Below are 20155 nucleotides of genomic sequence, written 5' to 3' on the forward strand. Positions count from 1 at the left end.
TTAACCTTTGAGCTGATCGAGATCCTCGACATTGATCGTGTCGAGCTTACGGAACAGGGTCACCAGAATCGCGAGACCGATCGCGGCTTCCGCTGCGGCGACGGTCAGCACGAAGAACACGAAGATCTGGCCGTGCACGTCGCCGAGGTAGTGCGAAAACGCGACGAAGTTGGTGTTCACCGCCAGCAGCATCAGTTCGATCGCCATCAGGATGATGATGATGTTGCGGCGGTTCAGGAAGATCCCGACGATCGCGATCGCAAAGAGGATCGCGCCGAGCACGAGGTAATGAGCAAGAGTCAGCATGGTTTTCTTTTCCTCCGCTTAGCCGTTGGTGCTCGTACCGGCTTCGCTCTGCGCCGTTTCCGGCTGCGGCTTGTCCGCTTCCATCTTCACGAGGCGCACGCGGTCATTGCGGCGCACCTTGACCTGATCCGACACGCGCTGGCGCTTGCTGTCCTTGCCCTTGCGCTCGGTCAGCCCGATCGCGGCGATGATCGCGACCAGCAGCACCAGGCCGGCGATTTCAAACGCGAAGATGTAGTCGGTGTAGATCACCTTGCCGATCAGGCGCGTGTTCGACCAGTCGGCCATCGCGCCCGTCGCCATTGCGTGCACCGTGTGCGTGTCGCCGTAGCCGCGCCACAGGATCAGCGCGGTCTCGACCACGATGATCGCGCCGACGACGGTCGCCATCGGTACGAAGCGCTTGAAGTCGCGGCGCAGGTAATCGATGTTGATGTCCAGCATCATCACGACGAACAGGAACAGCACCATCACGGCGCCCACGTACACCAGCACCAGCAGGATCGCGAGGAACTCCGCTTCCAGCAGCATCCAGATCGCGGCGGCGTTGAAGAACGCCAGCACAAGGAAAAGCGCAGACGCCACCGGGTTGCGCGAAGTGATCACCTTCAGCCCTGATACCACCAGGAGCAGCGCGAAGATGTAGAACAGTACGGTCGTGAATTCCATGATTACCGGTTCATCGTTAGGCCATAGTCAGGCGCGGCTTGCGGGACGCTCTCGCGTGCCGCACCCGTCGCGGCGGCTCGGCCCGTTCATGCCGGGCCGGCACTGCAAACACAATCAACGATACGGCGCGTCGGCGGCCTTCGCCGCAGCGATGTCCTTCTCGTAGCGATCGCCCACCGCGAGCAGCATTTCCTTCGTGAAATACAGGTCGCCGCGCTTTTCGCCGTGATACTCGAGGATCTGCGTCTCGACGATCGAATCGACCGGGCAGCTTTCCTCGCAGAAACCACAGAAGATGCACTTCGTCAGGTCGATGTCGTAGCGCGTCGTGCGGCGCGTGTTGTCCGCGCGCGTTTCCGACTCGATCGTGATCGCCATCGCGGGGCACACGGCTTCGCAGAGCTTGCACGCGATGCAGCGCTCTTCGCCGTTTTCATAGCGGCGCAGCGCATGCAGCCCGCGGAAACGCGGCGAAATCGGGGTCTTCTCTTCCGGGAACTGCACGGTGAACTTGCGCCGGAACGTGTAACGACCGGTCAGCGCGAGCCCCTTCAGCAGCTCCGTCAGGAAGAAGGTCTTAAAGAAGTGTTGGATTGCCGTCATGATTTCGTCCGATCTTTACTTCACCCAGATGTTGAGCGGCGACATCATCCAGAAGCCGACCACGACCACCCAGATCACCGTGACGGGCAGGAACACCTTCCAGCCCAGACGCATGATCTGGTCGTAACGGTAGCGCGGGAACGTCGCGCGCACCCAGATGAACACCGACAGCAGCGCGAATACCTTCAGCACCAGCCAGAAGATGCCCGGAATGAACGACAGGAATTCGAACGGTGCGTCCCAGCCGCCGAGGAACAGCGTCGCGGCCAGCGCCGAGATCACGATCATGTTGATGTACTCGGCGAGGAAGAACAGCGCGAACGCCATGCCCGAGTAATCGATCATGTGACCCGCGACGATCTCCGACTCCCCTTCCACCACGTCGAACGGGTGACGGTTCGTTTCGGCGATGCCGGACACGAAGTAGACGACGAACGCCGGCAGCAGCGGCAGCCAGTTCCACGACAGGAAGTTCACGCCGTGGCCGGCGAAGAAGCCGTGCTGTTGCGAGCCGACGATTTCCGACAGGTTCAGGCTGCCGGCCGTCATCAGCACGAGCACCAGCGCGAAGCCCATCGAGATTTCGTACGACACCATCTGCGCCGCGGCGCGCATCGCACCGAGGAATGCGTACTTCGAGTTCGACGCCCAGCCGGCGAGAATCACCGCATACACGCCGATCGACGAGATCGCCATCGCATACAGCAGGCCCGCGTTCACGTTCGCGAGCACGGCCTCGGCCTGGAACGGGATCACCGCCCACACGGCAAACGCCGGCACGACGGTCATGACCGGCGCGATCAGGTACAGCCAACGGCTGGCGGCGCTCGGCTGAATCACTTCCTTCAGCAGCAGCTTCAGCACGTCGGCGATCGGCTGCAGCAGGCCACCGGGGCCGACGCGGTTCGGGCCGAGACGCACGTGCATCCAGCCGATCAGCTTGCGTTCCCACAGAATCAGGTACGCGACGCACAGCAGGATCACGACGGCGACGACGAGGATGCGCACGACGGCCCACACCGTCGGCCACGCGACGCCGAGAAGCTGGGCTCCGCCCGCGTTGATCGTATCGAACAAGCTCATTTACGCCTTCTCCACCACCAGTTCACCGGACAGGCTGCCGAGCGCTGCGCCGGCAGGCGTCGCCGCCGACACGCGAACGACCGTCTCCGCAAGATTCGCGTCGCGCACGGCCGGCAACTGCACCGCACGCTCGCCCTGGCGCACGCGCACCGCGTCGCCTTCCTTCAAGCCCAGCTTGTCGAACAGCGCGGCCGGCAGGGCTGCGGCGTTCGCCATCTTCGCGGCGGCCGTCAGGTGCAGCGCGCCGGCGCGGCGCACGAGTGCGTCGGCATGATAGATCGGCACGTCGGCGAGGCGCTCGAAGCCGCCGTTCGCGGCAGCTGCCGCGACGCGTGCCGGCGCGACCGACGCCTGGTTCGACAGACGCTTCGCGACGCCTGCGTCGCCGAGCGCCGCGAGACGCACTTCTTCCGCCGTTTCGTATTCGAAGTTCGGCAGGCCGAGCAGGCTGCCGAGCACGCGCAGCACCTTCCACGCCGGACGCGTATCGCCGAGCGGACGCACGACGCCGTTGAAGCTCTGCACCGAGCCTTCCGCGTTCACGTACGTGCCTGCCGTTTCCGTGAACGGCGCGATCGGCAGCAGCACGTCGGCGTAATCGAGGCCGTGCTTGAACGGCGACATCACGACGACCATTTCGGCCTGGTTCAGCGCGGCAAGTGCCTGCGCCGGATCGGCCGTGTCGAATTCCGGTTCGACGTTCAGCAGCACGTAGCCCTTGCGCGGCTGCGCGAACGCTTCGCGTGCGTTCAGGCCGCCCTCGCCCGGCAGTGCGCCGACGACGTGCGCGCCGACCGTGTTCGCCGCTTCCGTCAGGAAACCGAACGTGGCGCCCGTGTTGTCGGCGATCCACTGTGCAACGGCGTGCAGCTTCGCGAATTGCGGGTGACGGACGGCCGCATTGCCGAGCAGCACCGCGCGGCGCTCGCCGTTCGCGAGCGACTGGGCGACTGCTTGTGCTGCCGGCGATGCGGTGACGCCCGCCAGCGCGTCCGGCAGCGCGACGCCGCGCAGTTGCGCGACGGCGGCGGCGATGCCGGCCAGCTCGTCGAGCCATGCCGACGGCGCGGCGACGATGCGCTTCGCGGTCGGGATCAGCGAGTCGTCGGCGGTCGCGTGCAGGAAGTGCAGCTTCGCGCCGTTCTTCGCGGCCTGGCGCAGGCGCGCGGCGAACAGCGGGTGGTCGCGGCGCAGGAACGAACCGACGACGAACGCGGCATCCACGCTCGACAGATCTGCGATCGGCATGCCGAGCCACGGTGCACCCTGGACCGGCGCCGAGAAATCTTGCTGACGCAGACGGAAGTCGACGTTCGGCGTTTTCAGTTCGCTGGCGAGCTGCTTCACGAGGAACAGCTCTTCAGCGGTGCTGTGCGCGCTCGCGAGCATCGCCAGCGCGTTCGCGCCGTGATCCGCGGCGATGCCCTTCAGACCCTTCGCGACATATTCGAGCGCGGTCTGCCAGTCGGTCTCGATCCACTGGCCGCCCTGCTTCAGCATCGGCTTCGTCAGGCGCTCTTCACTGTTCAGGCCTTCGTACGAGAAACGATCCTTGTCCGAGATCCAGCATTCGTTGATCGCTTCGTTCTCGAACGGCAGCACGCGCATCACGCGGTTGTTCTTCACCTGCACGACGAGGTTCGCGCCGACCGAATCGTGCGGGCTCACCGACTTGCGGCGCGACAGTTCCCACGTACGGGCGCTGTAGCGGAACGGCTTGCTGGTCAGCGCGCCGACCGGGCACAGGTCGATCATGTTGCCCGACAGTTCGGAGTCGACCGTCTTGCCGACGAACGTCGTGATTTCCGAGTGCTCGCCGCGACCCAGCATGCCGAGCTCCATCACGCCGGCGATTTCCTGGCCGAAGCGGACGCAGCGCGTGCAGTGGATGCAGCGCGACATTTCTTCCATCGAGATGAGCGGGCCCACGTTCTTGTGGAACACCACGCGCTTTTCTTCCGAGTAGCGCGACGACGACTTGCCGTAGCCGACCGCCAGATCCTGCAGCTGGCATTCGCCGCCCTGATCGCAGATCGGGCAGTCGAGCGGGTGGTTGATGAGGAGAAATTCCATCACCGACTGCTGCGCCTTCACGGCCTTGTCGGACTGCGTGCGCACGATCATGCCGGCCGACACGGGCGTCGCGCAGGCAGGCACGGCCTTCGGCATCTTCTCGACTTCGACGAGACACATCCGGCAGTTGGCCGCGACCGACAGTTTCTTGTGATAGCAGAAGTGAGGAATGTACGTATCCGCCTTGTGCGCAGCCTGGATCACCATGCTGCCTTCGGGCACCTCGACCTTCTTGCCGTCTATTTCAAGTTCAACCATGATGGTGAATGGTCCTTAACCTATTTCCGCCCGTTCGCGCCTTCGCCCGACCGTGCGCTCAAATTCCGCAACCGGTGCTTCGCTTCAGGCTGCCGCCGCGTGCGCGTGGCCGCCGACCATGCAGTGCTTGTGCTCGACGTGGTACGCGAATTCGTCCCAGTAATGCTTGAGCATCCCGCGTACCGGCATCGCCGCCGCATCGCCGAGCGCGCAGATCGTGCGGCCCATGATGTTCTCGGCAACCGAGTTCAGCAGGTCCAGATCTTCCTGGCGACCTTCGCCGTGCTCGATACGATTCACGACGCGATACAGCCAGCCGGTGCCTTCACGGCACGGCGTGCACTGGCCGCACGATTCCTCGTAGTAGAAGTACGACAGGCGCAGCAGCGAACGCACCATGCAGCGCGTCTCGTCCATCACGATCACCGCGCCGGAGCCGAGCATCGAGCCCGCCTTCGCGATCGAGTCGTAATCGAGATCGGTCTGCATCATGATGTCGCCCGGGATCACCGGTGCCGACGAACCGCCCGGAATCACGGCCTTGATCTTGCGACCGCCGCGCATCCCGCCGGCGAGCTCCATCAGCGTCGCGAACGGCGTGCCGAGCGGCACTTCGTAGTTGCCCGGACGCTCGACGTCGCCCGACACCGAGAAGATCTTCGTGCCGCCGTTGTTCGGCTTGCCGATCTCGAGGTAATTCTGCGGCCCGATGGACAGCAGGAACGGCACCGCGGCAAACGTCTCGGTGTTGTTGATCGTGGTCGGCTTGCCGTACACGCCGAAGCTCGCCGGGAACGGCGGCTTGAAGCGCGGCTGGCCCTTCTTGCCTTCGAGCGACTCGAGCAGCGCCGTTTCCTCGCCGCAGATGTACGCGCCGTAACCGTGGTGCGCGTGCAGCTGGAACGAGAATTCCGAGCCCATGATGTTGTCGCCGAGGAAACCCGCGGCACGCGCTTCATCGAGCGCAGCCTCGAAGCGTCGATACACTTCGAAGATTTCGCCGTGGATGTAGTTGTAGCCGACGGTGATGCCCATCGCGTACGCGCCGATGGCCATGCCTTCGATCAGCGCGTGCGGGTTCCAGCGCAGGATGTCGCGATCCTTGAACGTGCCCGGTTCGCCTTCGTCCGAGTTGCAGACGAGGTATTTCTGCCCCGGGAACTGGCGCGGCATGAAGCTCCACTTCAGGCCGGTCGGGAAGCCCGCACCGCCACGGCCACGCAGGCCCGACGCCTTCACGTCGGCGATCACCTGCTCCGGCGGAATCTTTTCTTCGAGAATGCGGCGCAGCTGCTTGTAGCCGCCGCGCGCAACGTAGTCTTCGAGATGCCAGTTCTCGCCGTTCAGACCAGCGAGGATCAGCGGTTTGATGTGACGGTCGTGGAGGGACGTCATTTCGAGAGCTCCTCAAGCAGCTGGTCGATCTTCTCGCGGCTCATGAAGCTGCACATTCTGTGATTGTTCACCAGCAGCACCGGCGCATCGCCGCACGAGCCCATGCATTCGCCTTCCTTCAGCGTGAACTTGCCGTCGGGCGTGGTCTCGCCGAAGCCGATGCCCAGCTTCTGTTTCAGGTAGTCGGCAGTCGCTTCCGCGCCGCCGTGCGGGCCAAGCTGGCACGGCAGGTTCGTGCAGAGCGTGATCTTGTGCTTGCCGACCGGTTTGAGCTCGTACATCGTGTAGAACGTCGCGACTTCCTGCACGGCGACGGCCGGCATGCCGAGATAGTCCGCGACGAACTGCATCAGTTCGGGCGACAGCCAGCCGTGCTCTTCCTGAGCGACGGCCAACGCCGACATCACGGCGGACTGTTTCTGATCGGCGGGATACTTCGTCAACGCTCGATCGATTTCCTTCAGGCCTTCAGCTGAGATCATTTTCAGACACGACTCTTTCAATTCCTACCGAACGAACAACCTGCCGCACTGCTGTGCAAGGACGGCAGACCTGGCGCTCACTGTTGACAGCTTGCGAAGCCGCGCCGGTTCAGCGCGCATCGCGTGTGACTTACTGCTCGCCGCCCGCTCGCGCGGGCGGCGCGACCATTAGCGATCGATTTCGCCGAACACGATGTCCTGCGTACCGATGATCGTGACGGCGTCGGCAATCATGTGACCGCGCGCCATTTCGTCGAGCGACGCGAGGTGCGCGAAGCCCGGTGCGCGGATCTTGAGGCGATACGGCTTGTTGGCACCATCCGACACGAGGTAGATGCCGAATTCGCCCTTCGGATGCTCGACAGCCGCGTACGCCTCGCCTTCCGGCACGTGAAAACCTTCGGTGAAGAGCTTGAAGTGGTGAATCAAGTCTTCCATGTTGGTCTTCATGCCGACGCGCGACGGCGGCGCAACCTTGTGATTGTCGGTCATCACCGGGCCCGGATTCTTGCGGAGCCACTCAATACACTGTTTCGCGATGCGGATCGACTGGCGCATTTCCTCGACGCGCACCAGATAGCGGTCGTAGCAATCGCCGTTCACGCCGACCGGCACGTCGAAATCCATGCGGTCGTACACTTCGTACGGCTGCTTCTTGCGCAGGTCCCACGCGATACCCGAGCCGCGCAGCATCGGGCCCGTCAGGCCCATCTGCAGCGCACGCTCCGGGCTGACGACGCCGATCCCGACCAGACGCTGTTTCCAGATCCGGTTGTCGGTCAGCAGCGTTTCGTATTCGTCGACGCACTTCGGGAAGCGCGTGAAGAAATCGTCGATGAAGTCGAGCACCGAGCCGCTGCGCGCTTCGTTCATCTTCGCGAGCGCCTTCTCGTTGCGAATCTTCGACGCCTTGTATTGCGGCATTGCGTCAGGCAGGTCGCGGTAGACGCCGCCCGGACGGTAGTACGCCGCATGCATCCGGGCACCGGACACCGCTTCGTACACGTCCATCAGGTCTTCGCGCTCGCGGAATGCGTACAGGAACACCGCCATCGCGCCGACGTCGAGTGCGTGCGCGCCGATCCACATCAGGTGGTTCAGCACGCGCGTGATCTCGTCGAACAGCACGCGGATGTACTGCGCGCGCTCCGGCACGTCGATGCCGAGCAGACGCTCGATCGCGAGCACGTAGCCGTGCTCGTTGACCATCATCGACACGTAGTCGAGACGGTCCATGTACGGCACGGACTGGATGAAGGTCTTGTTTTCCGCGAGCTTTTCAGTCGCGCGATGCAGCAGGCCGATGTGCGGATCGGCACGCTGGATGACTTCGCCGTCGAGCTCGAGCACGAGGCGCAGCACGCCGTGCGCTGCCGGGTGCTGCGGACCGAAGTTGAGGGTGTAGTTCTTGATTTCTGCCATGACGCCCCCTTAATGTTTCAGACCGCCATAGCGATCCTCGCGGATCACGCGCGGCGTGATTTCGCGCGGCTCGATCGTCACCGGCTGGTAGACGACCCGCTTCTCTTCCGGGTCGTAACGCATTTCGACATAACCCGACACCGGGAAGTCCTTGCGGAACGGATGGCCGATGAAGCCGTAGTCGGTGAGGATGCGACGCAGATCGGGGTGACCCTCGAACACGAGGCCGTACAGGTCGAATGCTTCGCGCTCGTACCAGTTTACGGAGGTCCAGACGTCGACGAGCGATGCCACGATCGGCAGATCGTCGTCCGGCGCGAACACGCGCAGGCGCAGGCGCCAGTTGTTCGTGACCGACAGCAGCTGCGACACGGCCGCGAAACGCGGGCCGTCGTAGGCGCCGTCGCCGTAGGTCTGGTAGTCGACGCCGCAGAGGTCGATCAGTTGCTCGAAACGGAGCTTCGGATCGTCGCGCAGCATCTTTGCGACTTCGAGGTAATCGCTCGCCTTCACGACGAGCGTCAGTTCACCGATCGCTTCGGTGAGGCTCACCACGCGCGCGCCGAGCGCGGCTTCGAGGCTTGCCTTGAGGGTCTCGATTTTGCTTGCCATATTGAGGGGACGCTCGGGGCTTTATTGACGGGCGATGGTATTGGTGCGGCGGATCTTCGCCTGAAGCTGGATCACGCCGTAGACCAGCGCCTCGGCCGTGGGCGGACAGCCCGGCACGTAGACGTCGACGGGCACGATCCGGTCGCAACCGCGGACCACCGAGTATGAGTAGTGGTAGTAACCGCCACCGTTCGCGCACGACCCCATCGAGATCACCCAGCGCGGCTCGGCCATCTGGTCGTACACACGGCGCAGCGCGGGCGCCATCTTGTTGCACAGCGTGCCGGCGACGATCATCACGTCCGACTGACGCGGGCTCGGACGGAACACGACCCCGAACCGGTCCAGGTCATAGCGGGCCGCGCCCGCATGCATCATCTCGACGGCGCAACACGCGAGCCCGAACGTCATCGGCCACAGCGAGCCGGTACGCGTCCAGTTGATCAGCTTGTCAGCCGTCGTGGTGACAAACCCTTCCTTCAAGACCCCTTCGATACTCATTTGCTTTCCACTCCAGACGAGCGGCCCAGCGTGGCCGCCCATGCAAACCGGCGATTAACCCATCACTCCCAGTCGAGGCCGCCTTTCTTCCAGATATAGGCAAAGCCCAGCAGGAATTCGAGCAGAAAAATCATCATTGCGATGAAACCCGGCCAGCCGATGTCCCGGAGCGCGACGCCCCACGGAAACAGGAATGCGGTTTCGAGATCGAAGATGATGAACAGGATGGCGACGAGGTAGTACCGGACGTCGAATTTCATCCGGGCGTCTTCAAAGGCTTCGAAGCCGCACTCATACGGTGCATTCTTCTCGACGTCCGGCTTATTGGGACCAAGGAGCTTGCCGATGCTGACCAGCGCTATACCTAAACCAGTGCCCACGAGGAGGAACAACAAGACGGGGTAATAGGCTGCGAGGTTCAAGGCAATCCTCTATCGGTTGGTTCTGAGCGTCCGGAGAATACCACTTCCGGCGGAAGGAATCATTTCGGAGTGCGTGCGATCACAAGACAATCGCAAGGCACACCCCAGAAATGAAAAATGCCAGCCACTAGAAGCGGCTGGCATTGAGTAACTTTGGTGCCGACGGCGAGACTCGAACTCGCACAGCTTTCGCCACTACCCCCTCAAGATAGCGTGTCTACCAATTTCACCACGTCGGCACTGCATGCAACTCGGGTTGTGCTGCTTGTTTCCCGCGAATCGCTTCAAGAATTAAATTCTAACCCGAGTTCCAGATTTGTTCAACGCACAAACGCAAAAAATTCGACTTTTTATTTCGGGACATCCTGGCCCGGTGCGCTCGCCGCCGAACCCGCGGCAGCGGACGCGGCGACGGCCGGCGCCGACGCTGCGGGTGCCGATGCCGGCGCGGTCGCGGCGGTGCCGAGCACGCCGGCCGACGGCGTCGACTTGTACGAACCGAGGTACGTCAGCGCGAGCGTCGCGACGAAGAAGATCGTCGCGAGAATGCCCGTCGTGCGCGACAGGAAGTTGGCGGAGCCCGTTGCACCGAACAGGCTGCCCGACGCGCCGCTGCCGAATGCAGCGCCCATGTCGGCGCCCTTGCCGTGCTGCAGCAGCACGAGTCCGATCACACCGAGTGCAGACAGCACCTGCACGACAATAATCAGCGTCTTGAATAACAGCATCACATCCACCCGATTGGATCAGGCAACCGGACCAACCGGCCGCCATCATGGTTCAATTCGATCCCGGACCGCTCAACGTGCGGCCCGGCAGATCGCCAGGAAATCTTCCGCCTTCAGCGACGCGCCGCCGATCAGGCCGCCATCGATGTCAGGCTGCGCGAACAGCTCTTCCGCGTTGTCCGGCTTCACGCTGCCGCCGTACAGCACCGATACGTCCGCCGCTCCCTTCGCCGCGAGACGCGCTCGCAGGAATGCGTGCACGTCCTGCGCCTGCGCCGACGTCGCGCTCTTGCCCGTGCCGATCGCCCAGACCGGCTCGTACGCGACGACGATGCGCGCCGCTTCGTCAGCCGTCAGCACGGCCAGCACGGCGTCGAGCTGCGTACCGACTACCTGCTCGGTCGCACCCGCTTCGCGCTCGTCAAGCGTTTCGCCGACGCACACGACGGGCGTGAGGCCCGCCGCAAGCGCGCGCTGCGTCTTGGCGGCGACGGTTTCGTTGCGCTCGCCGTGGTACGCGCGGCGCTCCGAATGACCGACGATCGCATACTGCGCGCCGAACTCCGCCACCATCGCGGCCGCCACTTCACCGGTGAACGCGCCCTGCTCGTGCGCGGACACGTCCTGCGCGCCGAACGCGACACGGCCGCCGGCGAGCTGCGCCTGAACCTGCGCGAGATACGGGAACGGCACGCACACGCCGATCGACGTCTCGGCCGCCACCGCGCCCGCGCCCTGCACCACTTCGTTCAGCAATGCCTGGTTGCCGGCCAGCCGGCCGTGCATCTTCCAGTTGCCGATCACTCGCTTCGTTCGTTGTTTCGACATCGTGTCTGTCTCGTCACTATCTTGTCATTAACGCGCCGGAAACCGGCCCGTCAGGTTGGATCTGGCGAAGCAAACCCGCGATTTTACTGCGCGCGGCTTGAACCGGTCAAACCGCGCATGTCAAGCCCGCCGCACGGACCGTCACGCGTTCGCGCCCCAATCAAGCACGATCTTGCCGATGTGCTCGCCGCTTTCCATTAGCGCATGCGCCTGCGCGGCCTCCCCAGCCGGCAGCACGCGGTAGATGACGGGCTTGATGCGACCGTCCGCGAGCAGCGGCCAGACGCGCGCCTTCAGCTGCGCGGCGATGCGCGCCTTGAATTCGACCGGACGCGGACGCAGCGTCGAGCCCGTCACCGTCAGCCGGCGGCGCAGGATTTCATTCAGGTTGACCTCGGCCTTCGCGCCGCCGAGCAACGCGATCAGCACGAGGCGGCCGCCATCCGCGAGCGCGGACAGTTCGCGCGGCACGTACGAGCCCGCGACCATGTCGAGGATCACGTCGACGCCGCGATCGTGTGTCAGCGACTTGACGACCTCGACGAAGTCCTCGGTCTTGTAGTTGATCGCACGCTCGGCGCCGAGCGCCTCGCATGCGCGGCATTTGTCGGCATTCCCGGCCGTCGCGAACACGCGAAAGCCGAGCGCGTGCGCGATCTGGATCGCCGTCACGCCGATCCCGCTCGAGCCGCCCTGCACAAGCAGCGTTTCCTGCTCGCCGCCCTCGCCCGCGCCGAGCAGCGCACGGTCGAACACGTTGCTCCACACCGTGAAGAAGGTTTCAGGCAGCGATGCGGCCTCGATGTCGGTCAGCCCGTCTGGCACCGGCAGGCATTGCGGCAGCGGCGCAACCGCATATTCGGCGTAACCGCCGCCCGCAAGCAGTGCACAGACGCGATCGCCCAGCTCCAGGCCGAACGGGTTCAGCGCCGCATCCGACAGGTCGCCGCCGACGATCTCGCCCGCGACCTCGAGGCCCGGCAGATCCGACGCCCCCGGCGGCGGCGCATACGCGCCCTTGCGCTGGAATACGTCCGGCCGGTTCACGCCGGAAGCCGTCACCTTGATCAACACTTCGCCGCGCTTCGGTTCGGGGCGCGGACGCTCCGCCAGCTTCAGCACGTCGGGGGCGCCGAATTCGGTGATTTCGATGGCTTTCATGGTGGTCGCTCCAGGATCAGTCGGGGGCGCACCCGTGCGCGGCACGGGCGCCTCGCCGGCGCTGCTGCGCCGCACAACGATGCTACAGAAAAAACGGCCGGCACGCTTTCGCACTGCCGGCCGTTCTCACGCCTGTCCGCTTACTGCTGCGGCGGCGTATCCGACTGCGACGCTGCCGCTGCTTCGTTCAGCAGCGCCTTCGCCGACAGACGCACGCGACCCTTCTCGTCCGTCTGGATCACCTTGACCTTCACCTGCTGACCTTCCTTCAGGTAGTCGTTGATGTCCTTCACGCGTTCGTTGACGATTTCCGAGATGTGCAGCAGGCCGTCCTTGCCCGGCAGCAGGTTCACGATCGCGCCGAAATCGAGCAGCTTGAGCACCGTGCCTTCGTACACCTGGCCGACTTCGATCTCGGCCGTGATTTGCTCGATGCGCTTCTTCGCTTCGGCCATGCCTTCGCTGTTCGTGCTCGCGATCGTCACGACGCCGTCATCCGAGATATCGATGGTCGTGCCGGTTTCTTCCGTCAGCGCACGGATCACCGAACCGCCCTTGCCGATCACGTCGCGGATCTTTTCCGGGTTGATCTTGATCGTGATCATGCGCGGCGCGAATTCCGACAGTTGCGTGTTCGCACCCGAGACCGCCGACGTCATCTTGCCGAGGATGTGCATGCGGCCTTCCTTCGCCTGCGCGAGCGCGACCTGCATGATTTCCTTCGTGATGCCCTGGATCTTGATGTCCATCTGCAGCGCCGTCACGCCTTGCTCCGTGCCGGCTACCTTGAAGTCCATGTCGCCGAGGTGATCCTCGTCACCGAGGATGTCGGTCAGCACCGCGAACTTGTTGCCTTCGAGGATCAGGCCCATCGCGATACCCGCGACGTGCGCCTTCATCGGCACGCCGGCGTCCATCAGCGCGAGGCAGCCACCGCACACCGACGCCATCGACGACGAACCGTTCGATTCGGTGATTTCCGACACGACGCGGATCGAGTAGCCGAATTCGTCGGCGCTCGGCAGGCACTTGACCAGCGCGCGCTTCGCGAGACGGCCGTGGCCGATTTCACGACGCTTCGGCGAGCCGACGCGCCCCGTTTCGCCGGTCGCGAACGGGGGCATGTTGTAGTGGAGCATGAAGCGCTCGCGGTATTCGCCTTCGAGCGCGTCGATGATCTGCTCGTCACCCTTCGTGCCGAGCGTCGCGACGACGAGCGCCTGCGTTTCGCCACGCGTGAACAGCGCCGAACCGTGGGTGCGCGGCAGCACGCCGGTGCGGATCTCGATCGGACGCACGGTGCGCGTGTCGCGACCGTCGATGCGCGGCTCGCCGTTCAGGATCTGCGAACGGACGATCTTCGCTTCGATGTCGAACAGGATGTTGCCGACGGTAGCCTTGTCGGCCGCGACCGTGCCGGCCGCCAGCGCGTCTTCCTCGAGCTTCGCCGAGGTCGCCGCGTAGACTTCCTTCAACTTCGTCGAACGCGCTTGCTTGTCGCGCAGCTGGTAAGCGGCGAGCAGGTCGCCGTGCGCCAGTTCCGTCACGCGCGCGATCAGCGCCTCGTTCTTCGGTGCCGGCTGCCAGTCCCACTCGGGCTTGCCACCTTCGCGCACGAGTTCGTGGATCGCATCGATCGCCGTCTGCATCTGCTCGTGGCCGAACACGACCGCGCCCAGCATCACGTCTTCCGGCAGCTGGTCGGCTTCCGATTCGACCATCAGCACCGCACGCTCCGTACCGGCGACGACGAGGTCGAGGCTCGATGCCTTGATCTGGTCACGCGTCGGGTTCAGCACGTATGCGTTGTCGATGTACGCGACGCGCGCGGCACCGACCGGACCGTTGAACGGCAGGCCCGACACGGCGAGCGCAGCCGATGCACCGATCAGCGCGGGGATGTCCGCCGGGATTTCCGGGTTCACGGACAGCACGTGGATCACGACCTGCACTTCGTTGTAGAAACCTTCCGGGAACAGCGGGCGCAGCGGACGGTCGATCAGGCGCGACGTCAGCGTCTCGTGTTCCGACGGACGGCCTTCGCGACGGAAGAAGCCGCCCGGGATCTTGCCGGCCGAGTAGGTCTTTTCGAGGTAGTCGACGGTCAGCGGGAAGAAATCCTGGCCCGGCTTCGCCGACTTCGCGCCGACGACGGTTGCCAGCACGACGGTGTCTTCCACGTCGACGATCACGGCACCGCTCGCCTGGCGAGCGACTTCACCGGTTTCGAGGCGCACCTTGTGCTGGCCCCACTGGAATTCCTTCACGACCTTGTTGAACATGGACATGGTTGCTCCTTTGAATTCATTCATTTCATTCGCCGCCCGGGCCATCCCGTGCGGCGGCGTCCCGACCGAATCACCCGGAGCAAGGTGTGTTTTTTATGCCATTCCAGCGCGGCGCTCGTCGAGCGGCGCGCTGGAATGACACAAATCCCGACCCCGGTATCAGCCGTTCCGGCAGCCGGCACTCACGTGCCGGACAACCCGCGGTGCGCGTGACGCTACGCACCGCGCAAAAACAAAATGCCTGCATCAGCGGACTGACACAGGCATCTTGCTGGCGGCAATCGCCTCGATTACTTACGCAGACCCAGCTTCTCGATCAGTGCGCGGTAACGGTCGGCATCCTTGCCCTTGAGGTAGTCGAGCAGCTTGCGGCGGCGGCTCACCATGCGCAGCAGGCCGCGGCGGCTGTGGTGGTCCTTCGCGTGGGTCTTGAAGTGACCCGTCAGTTCGACGATACGTGCGGTCAGCAGTGCGACCTGGACTTCGGGCGAGCCCGTGTCGTTGGTACCGCGGGCGAACTGAGCAACGACTTCCGACTTCTTGATATCTGCAACAGACATGTGATTTCCTTTGTTTCCTACTTGCTAACTGAACAGGCGGACACGGAAGAATGGCCGTGCCGTGACTTACAACCGGCGGGCATTGTAGCACAACTGCACGCCGTTCCTACCGCCCCCTGTCACGGGCGCGTCATCGAGCAGGTCGACGGCGTCTGGGTGCGCTGCGCAGGCACCGCGAGGATCGTCCGGAAGCCATATCCCGAGCCCTCGTTGTCGAAGCGCACGCCGGGCGCGCCAGCCTTGTCCATTTCCATCACATAAAGGGGCTGGATCAACTGATGATCCTGCACGCGCATCGTGGACGCGTGGAAGCCGTCGTCGAACGACAGCCCCTCCAGCGCACGCGCCACCGCCACGGGGTCGGTCGAGCCGGCCCGAGTCATCGCCGCCGCGAGCATCTCGATCATCAGGCTCATGCGCCGCACCGGGTAGTCGTCCTGAGCGGCGGGAAAACGGTTCCGGAACGCGCGGTAAAACGCGTCCGACTTCGCGCCGCCTGCGTTCGGATGCCAGTCCGCAACGGCCACCACCCGCCCGACGCCCGCATCGCCCAGCGCGGCGGGCGCGCCGAGGCTGTTGCCGTAGAACGTATAGAACTTCGCGTTCAGCCCCTGCTCGCGTGCCGCCTTCACGAGCAGCGTGAGGTCGTTGCCCCAGTTGCCGGTCACGACGGCGTCCGCACCGCTCGCCCGGATCTTCGCGATATAAGGGGAGAAATCCTTGATGCGGCCGATCGGATGGAATTCGTCGCCGGCAATCGTCACGTCGGGACGCCGCTCGGCCAGCGCCTGCCGGGCCAGACCGCTGACGTCGTGACCGAAGCTGTAGTCCTGGTTCAGCAGGTAGACCTTGCGCAGCGCGCGGTCACGCGCCATCACGTCGGCCAGCGCGGCCATCCGCATCCCCGCGTGCGCGTCGAAGCGGAAATGCCAGAAGCTGCAGCGCGCACCGGTCAGCGCCGGATCGTCAGCCGAATAGTTGAGGAACAGCATCCGGCTGTCCGGATTGCGCGTGTTCAGCTTGTCGAGCGCCGCGACGAGCGCGGCAGCGACTGCCGAGCTGTTGCCCTGCGCAACGAAGCCGATGTGCCGGTCCGCCGCCGCGCGCAACTGCACGAGCGCCTCCTCCGGGCTGCCCTTGCTGTCGAGCACGACGAGTTCGAGCGGGTGCGCGCCATCGCGCAGTTTCACGCCGCCCGCCGCATTGACCTGTTCGACGCCGAAGCGCAGGTTGCGCTCGACCGCCGCGCCCGCGTTCGCGAACGGGCCCGACATTCCTTCTATCAGCGCGATCCGCACCGGCTCACCTGCCGCGAACGCGCACGACGCCAGCGTCCACCCCGCGCTCAATGCGAGCGCGCATCGTTTCCACAGCTGCATCGGCTCCCTGCCCTTCGATCTGTCCGAGAAGCGCGGATCATAGGCCGCAGACACTGCCGGCCGCAAGCGCGGCGCGATGCGACGCCCCGACGACGCGCCTGCCGCGATCCGCACCGATTTTTTCGGCATGATGCGCCTGCGCGCGCCGTCCGTGATACAACTGAACAGTTAGAAAGCCCTGGAGAATCCCATGCCCATTCGCCTTCCCGTGCGCCTGCCGGCGCTGGTCGCCTGCGCGGCGGCGCTGCTTGCCGGTTGTGCACAGCCGTGGCAGCAATATCAGGCCGGCCAGGACGAGTCGGCGATCGTCGCGCGCATGGGCCCGCCGCGCGAGATCTACGACCTGCCCGGCGGCGGCAAGCGTCTGATGTGGCCGACCCAGCCGATGGGCGAAATCACCGTCGCGGCCGACGTCGACGCGGCCCACCGGATCGTCAACGTCCGTCAGGTGCTGCAGCCGAGCGAGTTCTATCGCGCGGAAATCGGCAAGTGGACCAAGACCGACGTGCTCGTCAATTTCGGCCGCCCGGTCGAGACGTCCTACTTCCCGCTGATGAAGCGCGAGGTGTGGACCTACCGCTATCTCGAAGACAACGTCTGGTACATGATGTACAGCTTCTACTTCGACCCGCAAGGCATTCTGCGCACCACGCAAAAAACGCCGGACCCGCTGCACGACCCCGACCGTCGCAACCTGTTCTGATCGGATCGATTGCGCATTTACGCGCAATTTTCACAATGGACATTCACGAATTATTGCGTGAGTGGCCATTTCTTTTTTTCCGTCATATTCGACTAATTTCCAATTCGACGCGGCAATCCTTTCCGATCGAAGCTGTGCTGACCGCATTATGCGAAGCCCCGTGCCATGGGCGCCAGCGGGAAACAGGCATGCACGATACATGTCATGCGTTGGATTGGTGCATTCGATGCACCTCTCCAGATCCAGTTGAAACAATTTGTATCATTGGCACCGGACGTTAGGGCATACCCCTAATATCGGACGAAATTGAACCTTTCAATCTAGAAAGCATCATATTGCTCCACTTCGTCCGGTATCTGCTTGTCCTTATCACAAAGGAGTCCTCATGAATCGCCCCAAGAGCATGCTGGTTGCCAACATCGCCTGGGCCCGCGAAACGCACGAACACACGCCCGGCTTCTTCGATGCGCTCGCGCGCGGCCAGAACCCTCGGGTGCTGTGGATCGGCTGCGCCGACAGCCGGGTGCCCGCCGAAACCATCACGCACTGCGTGCCCGGCGAGCTGTTCGTCCATCGCAACATCGCGAACCTGTTCCATCCCGACGACGACAATTCGGCGAGCGTGCTCGAGTACGCCGTGCGCGTGCTCGAAGTCGACCACGTGATCGTGTGCGGCCACTACGGATGCGGCGGCGTGCGCGCGTCGCTGCTGCCGCCGCCCGCCGACCTGCCGCACGTCGCGCGCCGCATCGCGCCGCTGTGCGCGCTCGCACGACGCCATCGCGACACGCTCGACGAACTCGACGACACGGCGGCGGCCGACCGCCTGGCCGAGCTCAACGTGCTCGAACAAGTGCGGCTGCTGCGCGCGTCGCCGATCGTGCATGGCCGGCAGCGGCCGCCCCTCGTTCACGGCTGGATCTTTTCACTCGCGGACGGCCGCCTGAAGGAACTCGACTCCGGCTACACGGCACCACCGGCCGAAGCAGAGCCGGAGCCTGCCGCCATGGCCGCCGCGCTCGGCTGATCCGCCTCCCCCTACGCCAATGAAATCACCCCAACCATGAAACTGAACGAGCGCCTGTCCACCCTGCCGCGCGACATCGTCGCCGGCATCGTTGTTTTCCTCGTCGCGCTGCCGTTGTGTCTCGGCATCGCCAATGCGTCCGGCGTCGAGCCGTTCGCCGGGCTCGTGTCCGGCATCGTCGGCGGCATCATCGTCGCGCTGTTGAGCGGTTCGTCGCTGTCGGTCAGCGGACCGGCCGCCGGCCTCGTCGTGATCGTCGTCGAAGGGATCGCGCAACTCGGCAGCTTTTCCGCGTTCCTGCTCGCGGTGCTGTTGTCCGGCGTGCTGCAGTTCGGCTTCGGCATGCTCCGCGCCGGCCGCTTCGCCGCGTACGTGCCCTCGCCCGTCATCAAGGGCATGCTCGCGGCGATCGGCCTGCTGCTGATCGTGAAGCAGATTCCGTTCGCATTCGGCATCGGCGGGCCGGCCGCGCAATCGTTTGCGTCATGGACCAGCCTGCCGACCGCCTGGGCCGCGACGGCCATCGCACTTGTCTCGCTCGCGCTGCTGATCGCCTGGGACACGCCGGCGTTCAAGCGCTTCGGCCGGGTGCGCTCGGTGCCCGCGCCGCTCGCGGTCGTCGTGTTCGGCATCGGCGCGACGCTGGTGCTCGGCGTCGTTGCGCCGTCGGTCGCGCCGGGCGCCGCGCATCGCGTCACGCTGCCGGAGCTCGAATCGTTCGCGGCGCTCGCGGCATCGCTGAAGCACGCCGAGCTCGGCCCGAACTTCGCGCAGCTCGTCAATCCGGACGTATGGCGCGTCGCGATCACGCTCGCGGTCGTCGCGAGCCTCGAGACGCTGCTGAGCCTCGAGGCGGTCGAACAGATCGACCCGAAGCGTCGCCCGACGCAGCCGGACCGCGAGTTGAAGGCCCAGGGCGTCGGCAATCTCGTCGCGGGTGCGTTCGGCGGGCTGCCGATCACGTCGGTGATCGTGCGCAGTTCGGTGAACGTGAACGCGGGTGCGCAAAGCCGGATGTCGGCGATCGTGCACGGAATCCTGCTGCTTGCGAGCGTGTTCGCGCTCACCGGGCTGATCAACCTGATCCCGCTTGCGAGCCTCGCGGCGATCCTGATCCACACCGGCTTCAAGCTCGCGAAACCGGCGCTGTTCCGCTCGGTGCTGAAGCAGGGCCCGGCCGCGTTCGTGCCGTTCGCCGCGACGATCGCGGGCGTGCTGGCGGTCGACCTGCTGTTCGGCATTGCCGTCGGCCTCGCGTGCAGCGTGCTGGCGGTCGCGGTCGCGAACCTGAAAAGCCCCGTCACGCTCGCGCAGCACGACGACCACTTCCTGCTGTCGTTCCGCAAGGACGTGTCGTTCCTCGGCAAGGTGCAGGTCAAGCATCATCTGCGGCACATTCCCGACCGCGCGGCCGTGATCATCGACGCGACGCGCGCCGACTACATCGATCACGACGTGCTCGAACTGCTCGACGCGTTCGTCGCCGATGCGCCGCGGCGCGGGATCGCGGTCGAATTCCGCCGCCGCAGCCCGGCGCCTCGCGCGGCCGCGCGCCGCTGGCTGTTCCGCGCGCCGGCGGCCGAATGAGCGGCGCATGAAAAAACGCCCCGGGCGGCGCAAGGCCGCACGGGGCGTTTCGTATGCGTCGAGCGCTC

At 64.7% G+C, this 20155-nt stretch carries 20 protein-coding genes and 1 tRNA gene; 3 read left to right on the plus strand and 18 right to left on the minus strand.

From position 1 onward, the window contains the following. From nuoK to WS49_RS21825, 18 genes are all read right to left on the minus strand, one after another. Positions 1–306 carry an NADH-quinone oxidoreductase subunit NuoK gene (nuoK, locus tag WS49_RS21740; protein ID WP_004185739.1) on the minus strand — a complete coding sequence of 102 codons (306 nt, stop codon included), beginning with the start codon at positions 304–306 and terminating at the stop codon, positions 1–3. Positions 307–324: 18 nt separating this feature from the next. Further along, positions 325–975: an NADH-quinone oxidoreductase subunit J gene (locus WS49_RS21745; protein ID WP_059533200.1), complete on the minus strand. Its 651-nt coding sequence runs from the start codon at positions 973–975 to the stop codon at positions 325–327. Positions 976–1089: 114 nt separating this feature from the next. After that, positions 1090–1578, minus strand: coding sequence for an NADH-quinone oxidoreductase subunit NuoI (gene nuoI, locus WS49_RS21750; protein WP_011885529.1), 489 nt, complete (start codon positions 1576–1578; stop codon positions 1090–1092). 15 nt (positions 1579–1593) lie between these two features. Then, positions 1594–2661 (minus strand): NADH-quinone oxidoreductase subunit NuoH, encoded by a 1068-nt coding sequence (nuoH, locus tag WS49_RS21755; protein WP_059533202.1) that lies wholly within the window; start codon positions 2659–2661, stop codon positions 1594–1596. Next, positions 2662–4992, minus strand: a complete 2331-nt coding sequence (nuoG, locus tag WS49_RS21760) for an NADH-quinone oxidoreductase subunit NuoG (RefSeq protein WP_059533204.1) — start codon at positions 4990–4992, stop codon at positions 2662–2664. A gap of 84 nt (positions 4993–5076) precedes the next feature. Beyond that, the gene (nuoF, locus tag WS49_RS21765) at positions 5077–6387 is read right to left on the minus strand and encodes an NADH-quinone oxidoreductase subunit NuoF (RefSeq protein WP_006756904.1); all 1311 of its coding nucleotides are present in this window, start codon (positions 6385–6387) and stop codon (positions 5077–5079) included. Further along, the gene (gene nuoE, locus WS49_RS21770) at positions 6384–6869 is read right to left on the minus strand and encodes an NADH-quinone oxidoreductase subunit NuoE (protein ID WP_006478266.1); all 486 of its coding nucleotides are present in this window, start codon (positions 6867–6869) and stop codon (positions 6384–6386) included. Before nuoE ends, nuoF begins: the two co-directional genes overlap by 4 nt. 168 nt (positions 6870–7037) lie before the next feature. Further along, a complete protein-coding gene (locus WS49_RS21775) occupies positions 7038–8291 on the minus strand; it encodes an NADH-quinone oxidoreductase subunit D (protein ID WP_012364320.1) in 1254 nt (417 codons plus the stop codon). Positions 8292–8300: 9 nt separating this feature from the next. Beyond that, entirely contained in the window at positions 8301–8903 is a 603-nt protein-coding gene (locus WS49_RS21780) for an NADH-quinone oxidoreductase subunit C (protein ID WP_059533206.1), read from the minus strand. Positions 8904–8924: 21 nt separating this feature from the next. Then, the gene (locus WS49_RS21785) at positions 8925–9404 is read right to left on the minus strand and encodes a NuoB/complex I 20 kDa subunit family protein (protein WP_006398799.1); all 480 of its coding nucleotides are present in this window, start codon (positions 9402–9404) and stop codon (positions 8925–8927) included. A 62-nt stretch (positions 9405–9466) separates the two neighbouring features. After that, on the minus strand, positions 9467–9826 hold the full coding sequence (locus WS49_RS21790) for an NADH-quinone oxidoreductase subunit A (RefSeq protein WP_006398798.1): 360 nt from the start codon (positions 9824–9826) through the stop codon (positions 9467–9469). Between the two features lie 154 nt (positions 9827–9980). Then, positions 9981–10065, minus strand: a tRNA-Leu gene (locus WS49_RS21795). Positions 10066–10176: 111 nt separating this feature from the next. Continuing rightward, a complete protein-coding gene (secG, locus tag WS49_RS21800; RefSeq protein WP_059533209.1) occupies positions 10177–10554 on the minus strand; it encodes a preprotein translocase subunit SecG in 378 nt (125 codons plus the stop codon). Between the two features lie 72 nt (positions 10555–10626). Further along, positions 10627–11382, minus strand: a complete 756-nt coding sequence (gene tpiA / locus WS49_RS21805; RefSeq protein ID WP_059533211.1) for a triose-phosphate isomerase — start codon at positions 11380–11382, stop codon at positions 10627–10629. A gap of 141 nt (positions 11383–11523) precedes the next feature. Continuing rightward, on the minus strand, positions 11524–12543 hold the full coding sequence (locus WS49_RS21810; RefSeq protein ID WP_059533213.1) for an NAD(P)H-quinone oxidoreductase: 1020 nt from the start codon (positions 12541–12543) through the stop codon (positions 11524–11526). A 140-nt stretch (positions 12544–12683) separates the two neighbouring features. Then, positions 12684–14831, minus strand: a complete 2148-nt coding sequence (gene pnp / locus WS49_RS21815) for a polyribonucleotide nucleotidyltransferase (RefSeq protein ID WP_059533215.1) — start codon at positions 14829–14831, stop codon at positions 12684–12686. Between the two features lie 290 nt (positions 14832–15121). Further along, complete coding sequence (rpsO, locus tag WS49_RS21820; RefSeq protein ID WP_006398792.1) at positions 15122–15391, minus strand: 30S ribosomal protein S15; 270 nt, start codon at positions 15389–15391, stop codon at positions 15122–15124. Between the two features lie 119 nt (positions 15392–15510). Beyond that, positions 15511–16770 (minus strand): branched-chain amino acid ABC transporter substrate-binding protein, encoded by a 1260-nt coding sequence (locus WS49_RS21825; protein WP_059533291.1) that lies wholly within the window; start codon positions 16768–16770, stop codon positions 15511–15513. Between the two features lie 190 nt (positions 16771–16960). On the opposite strand from WS49_RS21825, the gene WS49_RS21830 reads away from it, so the two are divergent. The 3 genes from WS49_RS21830 to WS49_RS21840 all read left to right on the plus strand — a co-directional run bounded on the left by WS49_RS21830 (position 16961) and on the right by WS49_RS21840 (position 20087). Then, complete coding sequence (locus WS49_RS21830) at positions 16961–17473, plus strand: hypothetical protein (protein WP_059533217.1); 513 nt, start codon at positions 16961–16963, stop codon at positions 17471–17473. 385 nt (positions 17474–17858) lie between these two features. Beyond that, positions 17859–18500 (plus strand): carbonic anhydrase, encoded by a 642-nt coding sequence (locus tag WS49_RS21835; protein ID WP_059533220.1) that lies wholly within the window; start codon positions 17859–17861, stop codon positions 18498–18500. 36 nt (positions 18501–18536) lie between these two features. After that, positions 18537–20087 carry a SulP family inorganic anion transporter gene (locus tag WS49_RS21840; RefSeq protein ID WP_059533222.1) on the plus strand — a complete coding sequence of 517 codons (1551 nt, stop codon included), beginning with the start codon at positions 18537–18539 and terminating at the stop codon, positions 20085–20087. The last annotated feature ends 68 nt before the right edge of the window (positions 20088–20155 follow it).

The organism is Burkholderia sp. RF7-non_BP4, assembly GCF_001521935.1.
Classification (GTDB): Bacteria; Pseudomonadota; Gammaproteobacteria; order Burkholderiales; family Burkholderiaceae; genus Burkholderia; species Burkholderia diffusa.

Coding starts and splice junctions, on each gene's coding strand:
- nuoK (WP_004185739.1), bottom strand. CDS start 306: ATGCTGACTCTTGCTCATTACCTCGTGCTCGGCGCGATCCTCTTTGCG.
- WS49_RS21745 (WP_059533200.1), bottom strand. CDS start 975: ATGGAATTCACGACCGTACTGTTCTACATCTTCGCGCTGCTCCTGGTG.
- nuoI (WP_011885529.1), bottom strand. CDS start 1,578: ATGACGGCAATCCAACACTTCTTTAAGACCTTCTTCCTGACGGAGCTG.
- nuoH (WP_059533202.1), bottom strand. CDS start 2,661: ATGAGCTTGTTCGATACGATCAACGCGGGCGGAGCCCAGCTTCTCGGC.
- nuoG (WP_059533204.1), bottom strand. CDS start 4,992: ATGGTTGAACTTGAAATAGACGGCAAGAAGGTCGAGGTGCCCGAAGGC.
- nuoF (WP_006756904.1), bottom strand. CDS start 6,387: ATGACGTCCCTCCACGACCGTCACATCAAACCGCTGATCCTCGCTGGT.
- nuoE (WP_006478266.1), bottom strand. CDS start 6,869: ATGATCTCAGCTGAAGGCCTGAAGGAAATCGATCGAGCGTTGACGAAG.
- WS49_RS21775 (WP_012364320.1), bottom strand. CDS start 8,291: ATGGCAGAAATCAAGAACTACACCCTCAACTTCGGTCCGCAGCACCCG.
- WS49_RS21780 (WP_059533206.1), bottom strand. CDS start 8,903: ATGGCAAGCAAAATCGAGACCCTCAAGGCAAGCCTCGAAGCCGCGCTC.
- WS49_RS21785 (WP_006398799.1), bottom strand. CDS start 9,404: ATGAGTATCGAAGGGGTCTTGAAGGAAGGGTTTGTCACCACGACGGCT.
- secG (WP_059533209.1), bottom strand. CDS start 10,554: ATGCTGTTATTCAAGACGCTGATTATTGTCGTGCAGGTGCTGTCTGCA.
- tpiA (WP_059533211.1), bottom strand. CDS start 11,382: ATGTCGAAACAACGAACGAAGCGAGTGATCGGCAACTGGAAGATGCAC.
- WS49_RS21810 (WP_059533213.1), bottom strand. CDS start 12,543: ATGAAAGCCATCGAAATCACCGAATTCGGCGCCCCCGACGTGCTGAAG.
- pnp (WP_059533215.1), bottom strand. CDS start 14,831: ATGTCCATGTTCAACAAGGTCGTGAAGGAATTCCAGTGGGGCCAGCAC.
- rpsO (WP_006398792.1), bottom strand. CDS start 15,391: ATGTCTGTTGCAGATATCAAGAAGTCGGAAGTCGTTGCTCAGTTCGCC.
- WS49_RS21825 (WP_059533291.1), bottom strand. CDS start 16,770: ATGCAGCTGTGGAAACGATGCGCGCTCGCATTGAGCGCGGGGTGGACG.
- WS49_RS21830 (WP_059533217.1), top strand. CDS start 16,961: ATGCCCATTCGCCTTCCCGTGCGCCTGCCGGCGCTGGTCGCCTGCGCG.
- WS49_RS21835 (WP_059533220.1), top strand. CDS start 17,859: ATGAATCGCCCCAAGAGCATGCTGGTTGCCAACATCGCCTGGGCCCGC.
- WS49_RS21840 (WP_059533222.1), top strand. CDS start 18,537: ATGAAACTGAACGAGCGCCTGTCCACCCTGCCGCGCGACATCGTCGCC.